The sequence below is a fragment of the Nocardiopsis sp. NPDC101807 genome (genome assembly GCF_044766605.1).
Taxonomy (GTDB): domain Bacteria; phylum Actinomycetota; class Actinomycetes; order Streptosporangiales; family Streptosporangiaceae; genus Nocardiopsis; species Nocardiopsis tropica.
In genome coordinates this window covers 322,964-337,433 of sequence record NZ_JBIWMK010000003.1, presented here as the reverse complement: position 1 = coordinate 337,433, position 14,470 = coordinate 322,964, and the positions used below count along the sequence as shown (strand labels likewise).

The 14,470-nt window shown below is 68.6% G+C and carries 12 protein-coding genes; 7 read left to right on the top strand and 5 right to left on the bottom strand.

The window, feature by feature from the left end:
- Positions 1–61: 61 nt before the first annotated feature.
- Genes ACIRPH_RS10940 through ACIRPH_RS10925 form a run of 4 tightly spaced genes read left to right on the top strand, consistent with a single transcriptional unit; the run spans position 62 to position 3,710 of the window.
- On the top strand, positions 62–979 hold the full coding sequence (locus ACIRPH_RS10940; protein ID WP_402912378.1) for an ABC transporter ATP-binding protein: 918 nt from the start codon (positions 62–64) through the stop codon (positions 977–979).
- A gap of 49 nt (positions 980–1,028) precedes the next feature.
- Entirely contained in the window at positions 1,029–1,730 is a 702-nt protein-coding gene (locus tag ACIRPH_RS10935) for an ABC transporter permease (protein WP_402912375.1), read from the top strand.
- A gap of 2 nt (positions 1,731–1,732) precedes the next feature.
- Positions 1,733–3,076 carry a sensor histidine kinase gene (locus ACIRPH_RS10930; RefSeq protein WP_402912373.1) on the top strand — a complete coding sequence of 448 codons (1,344 nt, stop codon included), beginning with the start codon at positions 1,733–1,735 and terminating at the stop codon, positions 3,074–3,076.
- Positions 3,069–3,710: a response regulator gene (locus ACIRPH_RS10925; protein ID WP_402912371.1), complete on the top strand. Its 642-nt coding sequence runs from the start codon at positions 3,069–3,071 to the stop codon at positions 3,708–3,710. Before ACIRPH_RS10930 ends, ACIRPH_RS10925 begins: the two co-directional genes overlap by 8 nt.
- Positions 3,711–3,931: 221 nt before the next feature.
- On the opposite strand, the gene ACIRPH_RS10920 is transcribed toward ACIRPH_RS10925, so the two are convergent.
- Together ACIRPH_RS10920 and hemA are read right to left on the bottom strand one after the other, a co-directional pair.
- A complete protein-coding gene (locus tag ACIRPH_RS10920; protein ID WP_402912368.1) occupies positions 3,932–4,888 on the bottom strand; it encodes a hydroxyacid dehydrogenase in 957 nt (318 codons plus the stop codon).
- Between the two features lie 40 nt (positions 4,889–4,928).
- Entirely contained in the window at positions 4,929–6,158 is a 1,230-nt protein-coding gene (gene hemA, locus ACIRPH_RS10915) for a 5-aminolevulinate synthase (RefSeq protein ID WP_402912366.1), read from the bottom strand.
- Positions 6,159–6,902: 744 nt separating this feature from the next.
- On the opposite strand from hemA, the gene ACIRPH_RS10910 reads away from it, so the two are divergent.
- The 3 genes from ACIRPH_RS10910 to asnB all read left to right on the top strand — a co-directional run bounded on the left by ACIRPH_RS10910 (position 6,903) and on the right by asnB (position 10,320).
- The gene (locus ACIRPH_RS10910) at positions 6,903–7,346 is read left to right on the top strand and encodes a GNAT family N-acetyltransferase (protein ID WP_402912363.1); all 444 of its coding nucleotides are present in this window, start codon (positions 6,903–6,905) and stop codon (positions 7,344–7,346) included.
- 3 nt (positions 7,347–7,349) lie between these two features.
- Positions 7,350–8,405, top strand: a complete 1,056-nt coding sequence (locus tag ACIRPH_RS10905; protein WP_402912360.1) for a hypothetical protein — start codon at positions 7,350–7,352, stop codon at positions 8,403–8,405.
- A gap of 64 nt (positions 8,406–8,469) precedes the next feature.
- The gene (asnB, locus tag ACIRPH_RS10900; RefSeq protein ID WP_402912357.1) at positions 8,470–10,320 is read left to right on the top strand and encodes an asparagine synthase (glutamine-hydrolyzing); all 1,851 of its coding nucleotides are present in this window, start codon (positions 8,470–8,472) and stop codon (positions 10,318–10,320) included.
- Positions 10,321–11,114: 794 nt separating this feature from the next.
- On the opposite strand, the gene ACIRPH_RS10895 is transcribed toward asnB, so the two are convergent.
- From ACIRPH_RS10895 to ACIRPH_RS10885, 3 genes are all read right to left on the bottom strand, one after another.
- Positions 11,115–12,020, bottom strand: coding sequence for a LysR family transcriptional regulator (locus ACIRPH_RS10895; protein ID WP_402912354.1), 906 nt, complete (start codon positions 12,018–12,020; stop codon positions 11,115–11,117).
- A gap of 317 nt (positions 12,021–12,337) precedes the next feature.
- Positions 12,338–13,513: an MFS transporter gene (locus ACIRPH_RS10890; protein WP_402912352.1), complete on the bottom strand. Its 1,176-nt coding sequence runs from the start codon at positions 13,511–13,513 to the stop codon at positions 12,338–12,340.
- Positions 13,510–13,872: an ArsR/SmtB family transcription factor gene (locus ACIRPH_RS10885; protein WP_402912349.1), complete on the bottom strand. Its 363-nt coding sequence runs from the start codon at positions 13,870–13,872 to the stop codon at positions 13,510–13,512. The genes ACIRPH_RS10890 and ACIRPH_RS10885 overlap by 4 nt, the downstream gene beginning before the upstream one ends.
- Between the last annotated feature and the right edge of the window lie 598 nt (positions 13,873–14,470).

The window sequence follows — 14,470 nt, the reverse complement described above, 5'->3', positions numbered from 1 at the left end:
GCGGGGGATCGGGGCCGGACGGGCGATCCGCTCCGGGCCCCGGGCGGACAGGCTTGTGGGCATGGCGATCGTCGAGGTCACAGAGCTCAGCAAGAGGTACGGCAAACAGGTGGTCCTGGACCGGGTCTCCTTCTCCGTGGAGGAGGGGGAGGTCTTCGGGATCCTCGGGCCCAACGGGGCCGGCAAGACCACCGCCGTCGAGTGCGTGGAGGGCCTGCGGCGCCCCGACTCCGGGGCGGTGCGGGTGCTCGGGCTCGACCCCGTCGAGCAGGGGGCGGAGCTCCGGGAGCACATCGGTGTCCAGCTCCAGCACACGCAGCTTCCCGAGAACATCAAGGTGTGGGAGGCGCTGGACCTGTACGCCTCGTTCTACGCGAGGCCCCGCGACTGGCGTGAGCTGCTGGAGCGGTGGGGGCTCGCGGACAAGCGCGACGCCCGGTTCGCGAAGCTGTCCGGCGGGCAGAAGCAGCGCCTGTTCATCGCCCTGGCCCTGGTCGGGGACCCCAGGGTCGCGTTCCTGGACGAGCTCACCACCGGGCTCGACCCCCAGGCCCGCCGTGCCACCTGGGAGCTGGTCAAGCGGATGCGCGCCGAGGGTGTGACAGTGGTCCTGGTCAGCCACTTCATGGACGAGGTCGAGGAGCTGTGCGACAGGGTCGCGGTCTTCGACCGGGGCGGGGTCGTGGCCCTCGACAGCCCCGAGGGGCTGATCGACGGCGTCGATGCCGAGTACCGGATGAGCTTCCGGTTCATGGACGGCGAGGCACTCGAACCGGGTGGCCTGCTGGGGGGCCTCCCCGGGGTGGTCTCGGTGTCCCGTACCGGCGACCTGGTCGTCGTGGCCGGGCGGGGGGACTTCGCGACCGAGGTCACCGCCGCCCTGGCCCGGGAGCACGTGCTCGCCCGCGACCTGCGCATCGACAAGCGCACCCTGGACGACGCCTTCATCGCCCTGACCGGCCGCTCCCCGCAGGCCTAGCCTCCCCTCCGGGCCCGAGCGGCCCCGCCCCGAGAACGGAAGAACCGTCGTGAAGACGCTTGCCAAGCTCACCGCCGTCGAGACCAAGCTGCTCGTCCGCGAACCCGGAGCGGTGTTCGCCCTGGTCATCCCCCTCTTCATCCTCGTGGCCTTCGGCAGCGGGATCACGGAGGGCGACACCGTACTGCTGCCGATGGCGTTGACGTTGGCGATCGGCATGGTCGGCCTCTACCTGCTCCCCACCACCCTGGCCACCTACCGGGAGAGGGGCGTCCTGCGCAGGCTCTCGGTGACCCCGGTCCGCCCCGGCAACCTGCTGGCCGTCCAGCTCCTGCTCCAGCTGGCCCTCACCGTGTTCGCGGTCTCCCTGCTGCTCGTCGCCGGCATCGGCTTCCTCGGGGCCCACGCGCCCGGGGCCGCGGGGTTCCTGACGGCCTTCCTGGCCGGCACGGCCGCGATGTTCTCCGTCGGGCTGCTCATCGCCGCGCTCGCCCCCAACGGGCGGTCCGCCAACGGCTTCGGCGTGCTGCTGTTCTTCCCTCTGGCCTACCTGGGCGGACTCATGCAGCCCGTGGAGCACATGCCCGATATCCTGGCGCTCGCCGGGAGGTACACCCCGATGGGCGCCCTGCGGCAGAGCCTCGACGACGCCTGGAGCGGTGGCGCCCCCGAGCCGCTTCCCCTGGTCACCATGGCCGTGTACGCCGTGATCCTGGGCCTCGCCGCGGCCAGGTACTTCCGCTGGGAGTGAGTATGGAGACGGTGTCCGAGCGCGACCTCGGCCTGCGGGAGGAGCGGCTGCGCCGACTCCTGGCCTCCGTGCCCTACGCCCTCCTGGCGGCCTCCACCCTCCTGACCCTGGTCACCCACGACCTCTCCCGGACACGGCTCCTGGAGACGCTCGGCCTCGCAGCGCTCACGGCGGCCCTGTTGTGGGTGATGACCGCGCTGAACCCCGGCCCGGCCTCCCGCCCGGGGCTGACAGCCGCCTGCGTCGCCGTCCTGGTCGTGATGATCGCGGTCCTCAGCGCCCGCAGTGTCTGGTTCGCGGGCTTCTTCGGCTTCACCGGCTACGTGTACTCGTGGCAGTTCCTCCGGGGCCGGTGGAGGTTCGCGGGGGTGGCCGCCACCGCCGCCGTCACGGTCGCCGCCTACATGGGCGGCCTGCCCGACCCCACACTTGCGTCGGTCCTCCTGTACCTGTTCTTCATCGCCGCCGTGGTCGTCCTCGTCGCGGCGTTCAGCCTGCTCGGCGAGGTCACCACGGAGCACAGCGACGAGCGCGGGCGGATGGTGGAGCGGCTGCGGGAGACCATCCGGGAGAACGAGGGCCTCCACGCCCAGCTGCTGGTGCAGGCACGCGAGGCCGGGGCGCACGACGAGCGCGAGCGCATGGCCAGGGAGATCCACGACACCCTGGCCCAGGGGTTCGTCGGCATCATCGCTCAGCTCCGGGCGGCCGAACGGGCCGAGGCCTGGGGAGGGGGCGGGAGCACGCCGGAGGGCGGCGGGGCCGCCGGGAGCTCCGTCGGCGGGGCGGAGGGGGACCGTGCCGAGTGGCGGCTCCGGGTCGCCAACGCGATCCGCCTGGCCCGCGAGAACCTGGCGGAGGCGCGCCGGTCCGTGCACGCCCTGGGACCGGCGCCCCTGGAGGACACCCCGCTGCCCGAGGCCCTGGCCGAGCTCACGGCCGGGTGGTCCCGGCTGAACGGCGTGCCCGCCGACTTCACCGCGACCGGACCGGTCCGTCCCCTGCACGGGGAGGTCGAGGCCGTCCTGCTCCGGACCTTCCAGGAGTCGCTGGCCAACGTGGCCAGGCACGCCCGGGCCGCCCGGGTCGGCGTGACCCTGTCGTACATGGAGGACCTGGTCGTCTTGGACGTGCGCGACGACGGTGCGGGCTTCGAGCCGTCCCCGTCCCCGTCCCCGGCCCCGGAGGCCGGGGGCCGGGGCCCGGACGGCGGGTTCGGCCTGACGTCGATGCGGCAGCGTGTGGCCCGTCTGGCGGGCACACTGGAGATCGAGTCCGAGCCCGGTTCCGGGACGGCGGTCTCCGCCTCCGTCCCGGCCGTTCCGAGGGAGGATCCCGGTGCGTGAGGCCCCCGTCCGCGTCCTGATCGCCGACGACCACCCCGTCGTCCGGGACGGCATCCGCGGCATGTTCGCCCGCGACCCGGGGTTCGAGGTCGTGGGGGAGGCCGCCGACGGCGCCCGCGCCGTCGAGCTCGCCCGGTCCCTGGAGCCCGACGTGGTCCTCATGGACCTGCGCATGCCGGGGGCGGGCGGTGTGCACGCCATCCGTGAGCTGGTCCGGTTGGGGCTCCCGGCCCGGGTCCTGGTCCTGACCACCTACGCGACCGACAGCGACGTCGGTCCCGCCATCGAGGCCGGGGCCACCGGATACCTCCTCAAGGACGCCCTGCCCGAGGAGCTGATGCGCGCCGTCCGCCTGGCCGCGCGCGGCGAGACCGTGCTCTCCCCGCTGGTGGCGACCCGGCTGGTCGGCCGGGTCCGCGAGCCGACCGCGGCCCTGAGCGACCGGGAGCTGGAGATCCTGCGGCTCATCGCCGACGGCTCCACCAACAGGGAGGCGGCGGCCCGCCTGTTCATCAGCGAGGCCACGGTCAAGACCCATGTCCTGCACATCTACGGCAAGCTCGGCGTCAACGACCGGGCCGCCGCCGTCGCGGCGGGTTTCCGGCGCGGTCTGCTGGACCTGGGCGAGGGGTAGACCCCGGTTTCCCGGCGGCCCCTGGGCGGTCCGGGCCCGTGGTGCCGGGCGGGGTGTCCACCTCGTGCCCGGTCGGCCGGGTGCGGAGCCGCCGCCGGCACGGATCACGGCGGAGGGAGCGCCCGGGCCGGTGCGGGGAGGTGCGGGGCCATGGCACCCCCCTTCACCGGTCCGTCGTTCCCCGCCTTTGCACCGGGGGCCCATGAGCAGTGTCCGAGCGCCTACGGGTGCGAGGCCGACGGGTTGACGGCGGTCGGTACGGGGTGGCCGGCCAGGGCCTGGAGCACCGCGGTGACGGCCTCGCGTCCCGCACGCTCCTGTGCCTCGTGGGTGCCCGCGCCCAGGTGGGGCGTGGCCAGGACCGATTCATGGTCGATCAGCGGATTGCCGATGGCGGGTTCGATCTCGAACACGTCGATCACCGCTCCCCTGATGCTCTTCTCCTTCAAAGCGGCGTTCAGGGCGCCCTCGTCCACGATCCCGCCCCTGGCAGTGTTCACCAGGAGTAGCGAGGGCTTGGCCAGCCGCAGTTCGCGTTCACCGATCAGCCCCTTGGTCTGCGGTGTCCGGGGGACGTGGACGGAGACGACGTCGCTCTGGGCCATGAGTTCGTCCAGGTCGACCAGATGGGCCTCCATGCCGACGGCGTGGTGGACGGAGACGAAGGGGTCGTGGACCAGGAGGCGGACGGCGAAGGGGCGCAGGAGCTGTGCGACGAGTGTTCCCACGTGTCCGAGGCCCACAAGCCCCACCGTGCTTCCGCTGAGTTCGCGTCCCTGGTACCTGCCGCGGTCCCATCTGCCGCTCCGGAGAGCCGCGTTCGCGGGAAGCAGATTGCGCAGCCCGGTGATCATCGACCCGACGGTCATCTCGGCGACGCTCAGCACGTTGGAGCGGGGGGCGTTGGCGACCAGGACCCCCGCTCGTGTGGCCGCTTCCACATCGATGTTGTCCAAACCGACCCCCGCCCGGGCGATGATGCGCAGATTCGGGGCCGCGGTGAGGGCCGAGCGGTCCACCTGGGTGCTGCTGCGGACCAGAAGGGCACGCGCGTCACCAAGCGCCTCCTTCAGCGCGGAAGGATCACTGCCGTCGCAGAAGCGGACGTCATGTCCGCGCAGCGGGCCGAGGACGGTCTCGGGCAGAGGGTCTGCGACGACGACCACGGATCTGTCCACCGGGGAATCTCCTTCGTGAACGGGGTGCATGGGCGGGTCCTCATATCGAGGCTCTGCTGCGGACACGTGGGAGGTCCGCGTTCTCCCAGGCGAGGTCCAGGGCGTCCGCGAACGCCACGACCTCTGCCTCGCCGTGTGCCGGCGTCGGTGTCACCCGAAGCCGTTCGGAGCCCGCGGGGACGCTCGGCGAGTTGATCGGCTGCACATAGAACCCGTGCCGGTCCAGCAGCTCGGCGGCCACGTCACGGCACTTGGCCGCGTCTCCCACCAGTACGGGGACGATGTGGGCGGCCTCCGAGACGACGGGAATCGCCCTCTGCCGGAGGAGCGCCTGCAGCTGGGCCGCGCGGGCGTGGAGCGACATGCGTTCTTCGTCGGAGCGCCTGAGGTGCCTGACCGCGGCGAGCGCCCCCGCCGCGACGGCGGGCGGGAGGGAAGTGGTGAAGATGAAGGCCGAGGCGAAACTGCGTACGGCGTCGACGATCGGCGCCGGCCCCGCGATGTACCCACCAGCGGTACCGAAGGCCTTGGCCAGTGTTCCCTGGATGACATCGAATCGTTCGGCCAGACCGTGTTCGGCGGCCTTGCCGGCGCCCTGGGGGCCGTACATCCCCACGGCATGCACCTCGTCGAGATACGTGAGGGCACCGTACTGTTCCGCCAGTTCGGCGACCCGCTCCAACGGGGCGATGTCGCTCTCCATCGAGTAGATGCTCTCCAGCGCCACCACGGTGGGGAGGGCGGGGTCGGTCCCGGCGAGCAGCTCCTCGAGGTGGTCGAGGTCGTTGTGCCGGAAGACGTGCTTCTCCGCACCGCTGTGTCGGATGCCGGCGATCATCGACGCATGGTTGAGCTCGTCGGAGAGAACCACGCATCGCGGCAGGCGGCCCGCCAGCACGGTCAACGCGGCGTCGTTCGCCACATACCCTGAGGGAAAGACCAGTGCCGCCTCCTTTCCGTGGAGTTCCGCCAGCTCTTTTTCCAGCTGCACGTGGTAGCGGATATTCCCCGATATGTTCCGGGACCCACCGCTGCCGGCGCCGGATTCGCTGATCGCCTGCTTCATCGCCTCGAGCACGGTCGGGTGCTGCCCCATGCCGAGGTAATCATTGCTGCACCAGACGCTGATGCGCTTGTCCCGTCCGGGCCCGTACGACAGGGCCGCAGGGAAAAGACCTGATTGGCGCTCGATTTGCAGGAAGGTCCGATACCCTCCCCGGTCCTTGAGTCTTTCTATCTCTTCGGAGAAAAAATTTACGTAATCATACACGGCTGCTCCCGGGGTCGGCTGTTCTCACTTCCGGGTAGAAGGTAGGGGAGTTCTTTGGTCCTGGGAAATGCGATTAGAGTGTAACTATGAAGCGCATGCATAACTCCAGATGCGAAGGAGCGAAGGACGGTGTGCCGGCTCAGACAGCCCCGGCGTGCCGGAGCTCCAAGAGATCATGGGGATGGTGCAGGCGCGGGCGTGTCGAGTGGTTTGCGCGCAGATATGGCCATGCCCTCCCCCGGGTATGGGCGACCGTGCGCCGACATGCCGCGGAGCAGAGGAAGGCCTCCGTTGGCGATGAACGCCGTGCATACGCGAGGAGAACTGGGTCCGCGCTCCGAACGGCCGTGGTTCATCGAATACCCATTGGAGTGCGCTGGATCAATCGGAGCGCGCTCCGCCGAGCCTCCGAGATGCAAGAACGCAGGGGCGTGTTCGACGCCGACGCCGACCGGGTTCGGTGGTCGAAAGGCTTTTCCGGGTGCGGGCGGGCGGGGCGCTCTCGAAGCGGACGGGCTTTTCCGGGGACGGACTTCTGAGGCGGTGCAGTGCATGGAAAGAGAGGCCTGGGTCCAAGGCCGGGATGGCCGATCCGTGAGTTTGAGCTGCATTTATCGCCCACGTGCATGATTCTCTTGAACAGGCATTTCTGGTTCGTGCTGTCGATGCCTAGAGTGCTTGGACGTGAGGAACACTGCGTACTTGCCGCCTCGGCAAGCAACAGCCGATGACATCGATGAGCTCGTGCGTCTGCGTGCCTATCTGCTCAGTCTGGGAGACGGGGCCTATACGGCGCGGACTCCGGAAGAGGACGAGGCGTGGAGGCGGTCCTACCGGACCTGGCTCGGTCCGGTGACGGCCGGCGACCTCCCGACGGTGCGGGTCGGCGTGATCGACGGTGCGGAGGGTCTCAGCGCCTGCGCGATCGCGGTCGTCGATCACCGGGCCCCCACCGCGTACTGCCCCAGCGGCCTGGCCGGTTGGGTGCAGACCGTCGTGGTCGACCCTTCCGTCCGAGGGCGGGGACTCGGCAAGAGCATCATGCGGGACGCGCTCACCTGGCTGGGCGAGTCCGGGGCCGAGACGGTCGTCCTGCAGACGACCGGGGCCGGAGACCCGCTGTACCGGGCCCTGGGATTCAATTCCACAGGCGAGGACCTGCTCTACCTGAATATGAGAGGTTGCTGATTCATGAAGGTCCTCATCATAGGTCTCGGTTATGCCGGAAGGCGATTCAAGAAAGCTTTCGAGAATACTGGTGTCACGACTGGGTTCTCGTATGTCGGTCGCACTCCGCAGGACGTGGGCATCCCGTTCTACAAGACAACCCGCCAGGCGATCGACGAATTTTCTCCGGATGTTGTCGTGGTGTCCGTGCCCGATATTTCCCATGCTGAAGCCCTCGGTTCCCTGGAGGGGTTCAACGGGTTCGTCATCGCCGAGAAGCCGCTGATGACACCCCAGGACGACCCGGAACCGGTGAAGCGCGCCCTCGGGCTGGTGTCCGGTTTCTGCATGGACCTGGTGGAGCGCTATTCGGAGGTGACTGCCTTTCTTCGGGATTTTGTCCGCGAAGAGGGTTTGGAGATCGTCCGCTGCCACTTCACCTGGGGGAAGGACCGTATCAACGACCACCGGACCACCAGCGGCGTCTCGAGTGAAGTCGTTCATCCGATCGACCTTGTCCAGTGGATCTGCGGTCAAGGACAGGAGATATCCCTCGAAACCGTTCTGGGGACGCGTTCGGACTTCTCTGTCTCCGGAAAAGGCGTGCTCGACAGCGTCGCCCTGTCCGCGCGACTCGGTCCCGGTGTGGTTACTGGTTACAGCAGTTTCGTCAATATCACCAGGAGGCGGGAACTGGACTTCGTCCTCCGGGACCGGTCCGGTGGGCTGGTCTATGCGAACGCCGTCTACGACACGCCGACCTGGGATGCCGACCGGTTGCGGATCTGGCGCCGGACCGACGACGGAGACGCAGTCATCCACTCCCTCGATACGAGTTCCAACGCCGTCCCTTCCGGTTTCGAGACGGTCGTGAAACTGGGTCGGCTGGTCGATGACGTCACGCGGTATGTCACCGGAGGCGGACGCCCCCGAACCCCCTTCGCCGGCCTGGCGGACGCCTTCCAGTTGCAGGGCCTCCTGAACGAGATGGAGGCAGTCGCCCGCACTACCGGACCGGTCAGTTATTTCCCGCACGGCAGAAAGATTCTGAGAGAAGCCGACTGGGAGCGGCTCGGCTAGGCGTCCCGGTTTTCCTCAGCGCTCCTGATTTTTGAATCACAACCACATCGAACCGAGGTTTCTTATGTGCGGCATCGCCGGATGGGTGGATTTCAGTCGTGATGTGCGGCAGGAGGAGAAGACCCTGGGAACGGTCACCAGGACCATGGCGTGCAGAGGGCCCGACGCGGAGGGCATGTGGGCGGGCCGACACGCCGCGCTCGGCCACCGCCGGCTCTCCATCATCGACTTGGAGGGCGGACGCCAGCCCATGGTGGCCGAGGAGGCGGGGCGCGTTCTGGCCTGCCTCACCTACAGCGGGGAGGTCTATAATTTCCAGGAACTGCGCAGGGAACTGAAAGGGCGAGGGCACGCCTTCAGAACCCACAGTGACACGGAGGTCGTCCTCCGTGCCTACCTCGAGTGGGGCGAGGGTCTCGTCGACCGCCTCAACGGTATGTACGCCTTCGCGGTCTGGGACGAACGGGCCCAGACACTTCTCCTCATCCGTGACCGCATGGGCGTCAAACCCCTCTACTACTTCCCGACGGCCGACGGTCTGGTGTTCGGATCGGAGCCCAAGGCCCTCCTCGCGCACCCCGGAGTGCCGCGCAGGGTCGGCGCCGACGGCCTCCGCGAGGTGCTGGAGATGGTGAAGACACCCGAGAACGGGATCTTCTCGGGGATGTACGAGGTGCGTCCGGGGCAGGTGGTCCGTTTCGGTCGGGAAGGGCTGAGCAAGCGCACCTACTGGGCCCTCGAAGCACGAGAGCACACCGACGACCTGGAAACGACCATCGACAACGTTCGGGGGCTCCTCGAGGACATCGTCGACCGCCAGACCGTCTCCGACGTTCCCCTGTGCTCCCTGCTCTCGGGCGGCTTGGACTCCTCGGTCATCACTGCCCTGGCCTCTCAGAAGCTCACTGCGCGCGGCGAGGAGGCGGTGCGCTCCTTCTCGGTCGACTTCGCGAACCACGGTGCGGAGTTCGTGGCGGATCCGGTCCGGGGATCCTCCGACGCACCGTTCGTTCGCGACCTCGTCGATCTGATCGGCGCGAACCACAGTGAGATCATCATGGACAGCGCCGAACTCGCGGACCCGGAGCTGCGGGCCAAGGTGCTCGAGGCCCTCGACCTGCCACCTGCGTACTGGGGGGACATGTGGCCCTCCCTCTACCGCCTGTTCCAGTCCGTCCGTGAGCAGTCGACGGTGGCGCTCTCCGGAGAGTCGGCCGATGAGGTCTTCGGGGGCTACCGCTGGTTCTTCGACCCGGAGGCGGTCCAGGCCGAGACATTCCCCTGGCTGACGTCCGCCACGGGAAAGTACTTCGACGGCAAGTCGCTCTTCGATCCCGGGCTGCTGCGCAAGCTGGGGATGCCGGAGTTCTTGAGGGACAGCTATGCGCAGGCTGTCGCCGAGACCCCGGTGCTCCCGGGGGAGGACGAGACCAATCGACGGATGAGGCAGATGAGCTACGTCAACCTCACCCGATTCGTGCAGACGCTGCTGGACCGCAAGGACCGGATGAGCATGGCGGTGGGACTCGAGGTACGGGTGCCGTTCTGCGACCACCGGCTGGTGGAGTACGTGTTCAACGCGCCCTGGGAGATGAAGTCGTTCGACGGTCGGGAGAAGAGCCTTCTGCGAGCGGCCACGAGGGATTTGCTGCCGGAGTCGATCGTGCAGCGGGTCAAGAGCCCCTATCCGACCACCCAGGACCCGGCCTACGAGCGGGGTCTGCGCTCGGCTCTCGCCGAGGTGCTCGATGAGCCGTCGTCCCCGGTCCTGCCTCTGCTCGACCAGGGGGAGGTCAAGAGCCTCCTGGCGAGGCCGCTCGGCGACGTGAGCGCACAGTACGACCGATCCGGTCTGGAAATGGCCCTCGGGCTCAACTCCTGGCTGCGCGGGTACGAGATCACGCTCGACCTGTGATCGGAAGGGCCTCCACGCAGGGGACGCCGGGCGGGGCTCCGGCCGCCCGGTGCGTGCAGGCCCTGGCCCCGAGGCGACGCATGTCGTGCCGGTCGCAGGGGTGGTCGGCCGAGGGCCTCGACCCGGAGGCGGGACGAGGCCCTCGCGCATCGGCTCCAGCCGTTCCGGGGCGGGCCCGACCAGGGGAGCGGCCCTCCTGCGCACGAGTCCTCGCCTTCCCCCGCTGACTCCGGGGCGGGATGCGCCCCCGGCCCGGGCCGGGGGCGCGTTGCAGCACGTTCGGGCGGGCGGGGCCCCGGGGTCTCCAGGAGGCAGGGCCCCCCGTACTCGAACACCCCGCCCCGGAGCGCGGACCGCGCAGCCGGCCAACGCTCGCGGAGCCCCCGCCGCGGGGCCGGCGCCTACGTCCGGCGCGCGTTCCGCAGACCGTTCCGGTACGGCCCGGGTCAGGGTGTGCTACCGGCTTGCGGACCGGGTGCGTCCGAGCCCTGTCGAACAGGCGTGGGGGAAGCACTCGACGGCCGGGGAAGCGGGCCGTCCCCGCCGCAGAGGGTTCCGGTGCCCGCAGCCGCCGCCGGGGCGGCGGGCGGACGGACGCTCCAGGCACGCCCGAGCGCCGCCGGGGCGAGCCGCCCCCGGCGAGGCGTGGGGGAATCCTGCTGGATTGCGCTACGAGATCCGCGCGAGGGCTTCCAGGAAGGACCGGCGGGAGTGACGGACCGGCAGACAGACCTGACGGTGAGCGCCGGTTCGGCCCGTGGAACAGGCCGTCACCTGTCGGGGAACAGGACGTTCTAGAGACCCGACACACACGGCTCCGCCGGCCTGAGCCTCGGGGCGCTCTCCTCCCGGTCCGCGCCGACGGCGGTCCGTGCCATGGCGACGAAACACTGCACCAGGGGATGGTGCCCGTATTTCGGATAGACGAGGCTGAGGGGGACGCTCGGGGCGTCCTTGATGGGGATGAAGGACACGCAGGAATTGATGTTCTGACGCCCGACGATTTCGGGGGCCACTCCGACGCCCTTGTTGGACGCCACGGCCACGAGCCATTCATCGAAATTTCTGCAGAACTTCGACACGCGTGGCCGTTTCTCGGTCGGCCAATCATCCAGACTAGTCGTTCCGCTCACCTTGTCCACCACGATGTCGTGGTCGGCGATTTCTGTCCAGCTCATCTCTTCTTGGAACGACAGGTCCGACCGGATCGACACAGCAGCTATCTGCTGTTCTCTTAATATTGTTACCACTTCCATGTCTGGGGCGTCTACGATTCCACGCAGAATGGCGATATCGACGTCGCCGTGGTCGACCCCGGCGAGTTGTGAATCGTTTCGATGGACATGCACCGAGGCCCCGGTCTGCTCCTCGAAGCTGACGAACACCTCCTGGGGCCACCCTGTGGGCAGGCCCCAGGAGAAGCCCACGTGGAACGAGTCGCTCCCCTGTTCGAGGAGGAGGGCCTCCTCCAGGCGGGGCAGAAGGGTCCTGAGCTTGCCGTAAAGGCCTTCCCCTGCTTGTGTGAGGTTCACTTTGCGTGTTGTCCGCTCCAACAGGCGACGGCCGAGCAACTCCTCCAGGCGTTGAATATTGCGGCTGAGGGTCGACTGGGAGACGTTCATCCGCCTCGCGGCCCTGGTGAAGTTTTTCTCATCGGCCATGACAAGGAAAGCTCGCAAGTGGTGCAACTCGACGCTCATGGTGAGCAGTATATACAGAAGCCCTTTGTTTGCCCCTGTCCGCCTCCGGAAACCTTCCTTCCGTCACGAAGTGAAGAGAGTTGTCCCGGTGGTGTCTGTTGCTCGTGTGACTGGCGTAATATTTCACCCGACGTTTTCCTGAAGGCGGAGGTTTCTTCTCGGGCTCCTTGTCGGGTTGTCTGTTGAATACTTTCCCGGGGGCGGCTCCATTGCCGGTCGTGAAATTATTACCCGGATGCGGGCGGGGCGCCCGGGCGCAGGGTCGGCGGGGGCGGGCCGCGATCGGGGACGGGGCCCGCCCCGGGGCCGACCGTCACTCACGGGCGGGTGCGGTCGACCTGCTCCCGCTCCGACGCGGCGCCCGCTCCGATGCGTGCCGCGGGCAGGGTGAGCGCGAGGGTCAGGAGGCCCACCCCCACCGCCCAGGCCGGCAACCCCCCGGCGGAGGCGCCGTTGTCCAGCAGCAGTCCGCCCAGTGCGGCGCCGACCGCGGAACCCAGGTACATGGCGGCCATCTGGAATGCGATGATCGCCATGGCCTGTTGCCGGCGGTTCTGGACGAGGAGGTGCTGCAGGACGGGCACACTGGCCCAACCGGCCGCGCCCCACAGCGCGACTGCGATCATCCAGACGGCGACGTTGTCCAGGAGGGCCAGGGCGCCCAGTGCGAGAGCCAGGGCTGCCACTGTCGCGGGGAACAGCCGCCGGGAGCCCAGGGCGTCCAGGGGCCTGCCGATCAGGGCGGAACCGGCCACGCCTCCGATGCCCCATGCCCATACCAGGGCGAACGCCCAGGAGGACAGGCCCCGGGCGTCGGCCATGGGGACGAGATAGGTGTACAGGCCCAGGCTCGCCACTCCCAGGAGGAAGGCCAGGGCCACGCCTGTGGCGATCGCGGGAGCCGTGAGCAGGCGCAGGTTCTCCCCGACCTTGACGACCGCGATGGTCGGGTACGGTTCCCGGCGGGCCAGGAGCGCGATCATGCTGACGATACCGATCACCACGACCAGGCCCATGGTCCAGCGCCACCCCGCCCACTGGCCGATGAGCATGCCGACGGGAACCCCCGCCACCGTCCCCGTCGACAGGCCGAAGGTGACCAGCGCCATGGCGCGCCCGCGTTCGTGGTCGTCCACCATGGCGGCGGCCGTGGCTGTCGCCACCGCGGTCAGGATGCCGGCGCCGATACCGGCCAGCACGCGTGATCCGAGGAAGAACACGATGTCGGGGGCCAGGGCGGTGATGAGGTTGCCGAGGTTGAACAGGCCGAGGGAGACGGCCAGCGCTCGCTTCGTGGAGCCCGCGACGAGTGGCCCCGACAGCAGCGGACCCGCGAAGGCATAGGCGCCGGTGAAGGCCGTGACCCCCAGTCCGATGGCCGCCACCGACACGGTGAGGGAGTCGGCGATCTGGGGTAGGACCCCGGCGAGCACGTAGGCGTCGATCCCGAGTGAGATGGCAGCGGCCACCAGCGGCCAGAGGCGGCGGATCACCGGTTCGCTCCTCGGGGTGTCCCGTTGTCGTGCTCGTCGGCACCCGCGGGCTCCTGGCCGGCCAGGACGATGCCGACCAGTCCGGGAAAGCGGGTGTCCAGGTCCTCCCGGCGCAGGCTGATCATGCATTTGCGTCCTTCGGCCCGCACGAAGGCCACGCCGGATTCACGCAACAGGCTGGTGTGGTGGGTCAGGGTCGATCGCGGCAGGTCGGGGCCGAGTTCGATGCTGTCCACCTCGCCCTCCTCGGCGAGTTTGCGCACCATCTCCAGGCGCAGGGGCTCGCTCAGCGCGAACAGGACGCGCGGCATCGAGATCTCGTCCACCTCGGGATGGACATATGTACGCACCGCAGCCATGGTCACCACCTCCTTCGTTAATCGTTCGAGCTTTGTCGCACGATCATAGTGCGAAAATACTCGCACAATCAACGTGTGCGCGTGGTCGCTGTGTGTTGTCGGGTGAAATGCCAGGTCGATCCGGGTGAAAGTGGGGCGGGATGCGGCGTCGTCCCCGTTCGGGGTGTCGGTGTCCAGGGTGAAGTGTGGTTGATGTGGGTGGTATGGGACCTTTTTCCCACATTGGCACTTGATTCCATTTTGAGTCCTAATGGGGTTTTGTGTCGGTTTTCTGTGTCCTGCTGGTCGGAGTAGGCGGGCGGAGCGGGCTCCGCCGACCGCGGGTCGTCGGGCGGACGACCACGTACTCGCGAGGGCTGCGGAAATCTCCAGGGGGACGAGGCATGGTCGTTCGGTGAACAGATGTCCGAGCACCTGCGCGGCGACGTGATCCGCGCCGATTCGGACTGGTGGCCGGGTCCGTAATCGTTCGTCCTCAATGCACCTCCACCCCGGGTCGCAGATGCCTGCAAAAGCACCCATCTCCGCTGTGCGCAAGGCGTAAAGCTCCGGTTTCTGTTTGCCGTCGGAGCGTCCCCGGCAATGATCAGGGCGCACG

What these genes read in the sequence shown, in the direction of transcription:
- ACIRPH_RS10885 (WP_402912349.1), bottom strand. Translation starts at nt 13,872, where the DNA reads ATGGCTGCGGTGCGTACATATGTCCATCCCGAGGTGGACGAGATCTCG.
- asnB (WP_402912357.1), top strand. Translation starts at nt 8,470, where the DNA reads ATGTGCGGCATCGCCGGATGGGTGGATTTCAGTCGTGATGTGCGGCAG.
- ACIRPH_RS10895 (WP_402912354.1), bottom strand. Translation starts at nt 12,020, where the DNA reads ATGAGCGTCGAGTTGCACCACTTGCGAGCTTTCCTTGTCATGGCCGAT.
- ACIRPH_RS10930 (WP_402912373.1), top strand. Translation starts at nt 1,733, where the DNA reads ATGGAGACGGTGTCCGAGCGCGACCTCGGCCTGCGGGAGGAGCGGCTG.
- ACIRPH_RS10940 (WP_402912378.1), top strand. Translation starts at nt 62, where the DNA reads ATGGCGATCGTCGAGGTCACAGAGCTCAGCAAGAGGTACGGCAAACAG.
- ACIRPH_RS10905 (WP_402912360.1), top strand. Translation starts at nt 7,350, where the DNA reads ATGAAGGTCCTCATCATAGGTCTCGGTTATGCCGGAAGGCGATTCAAG.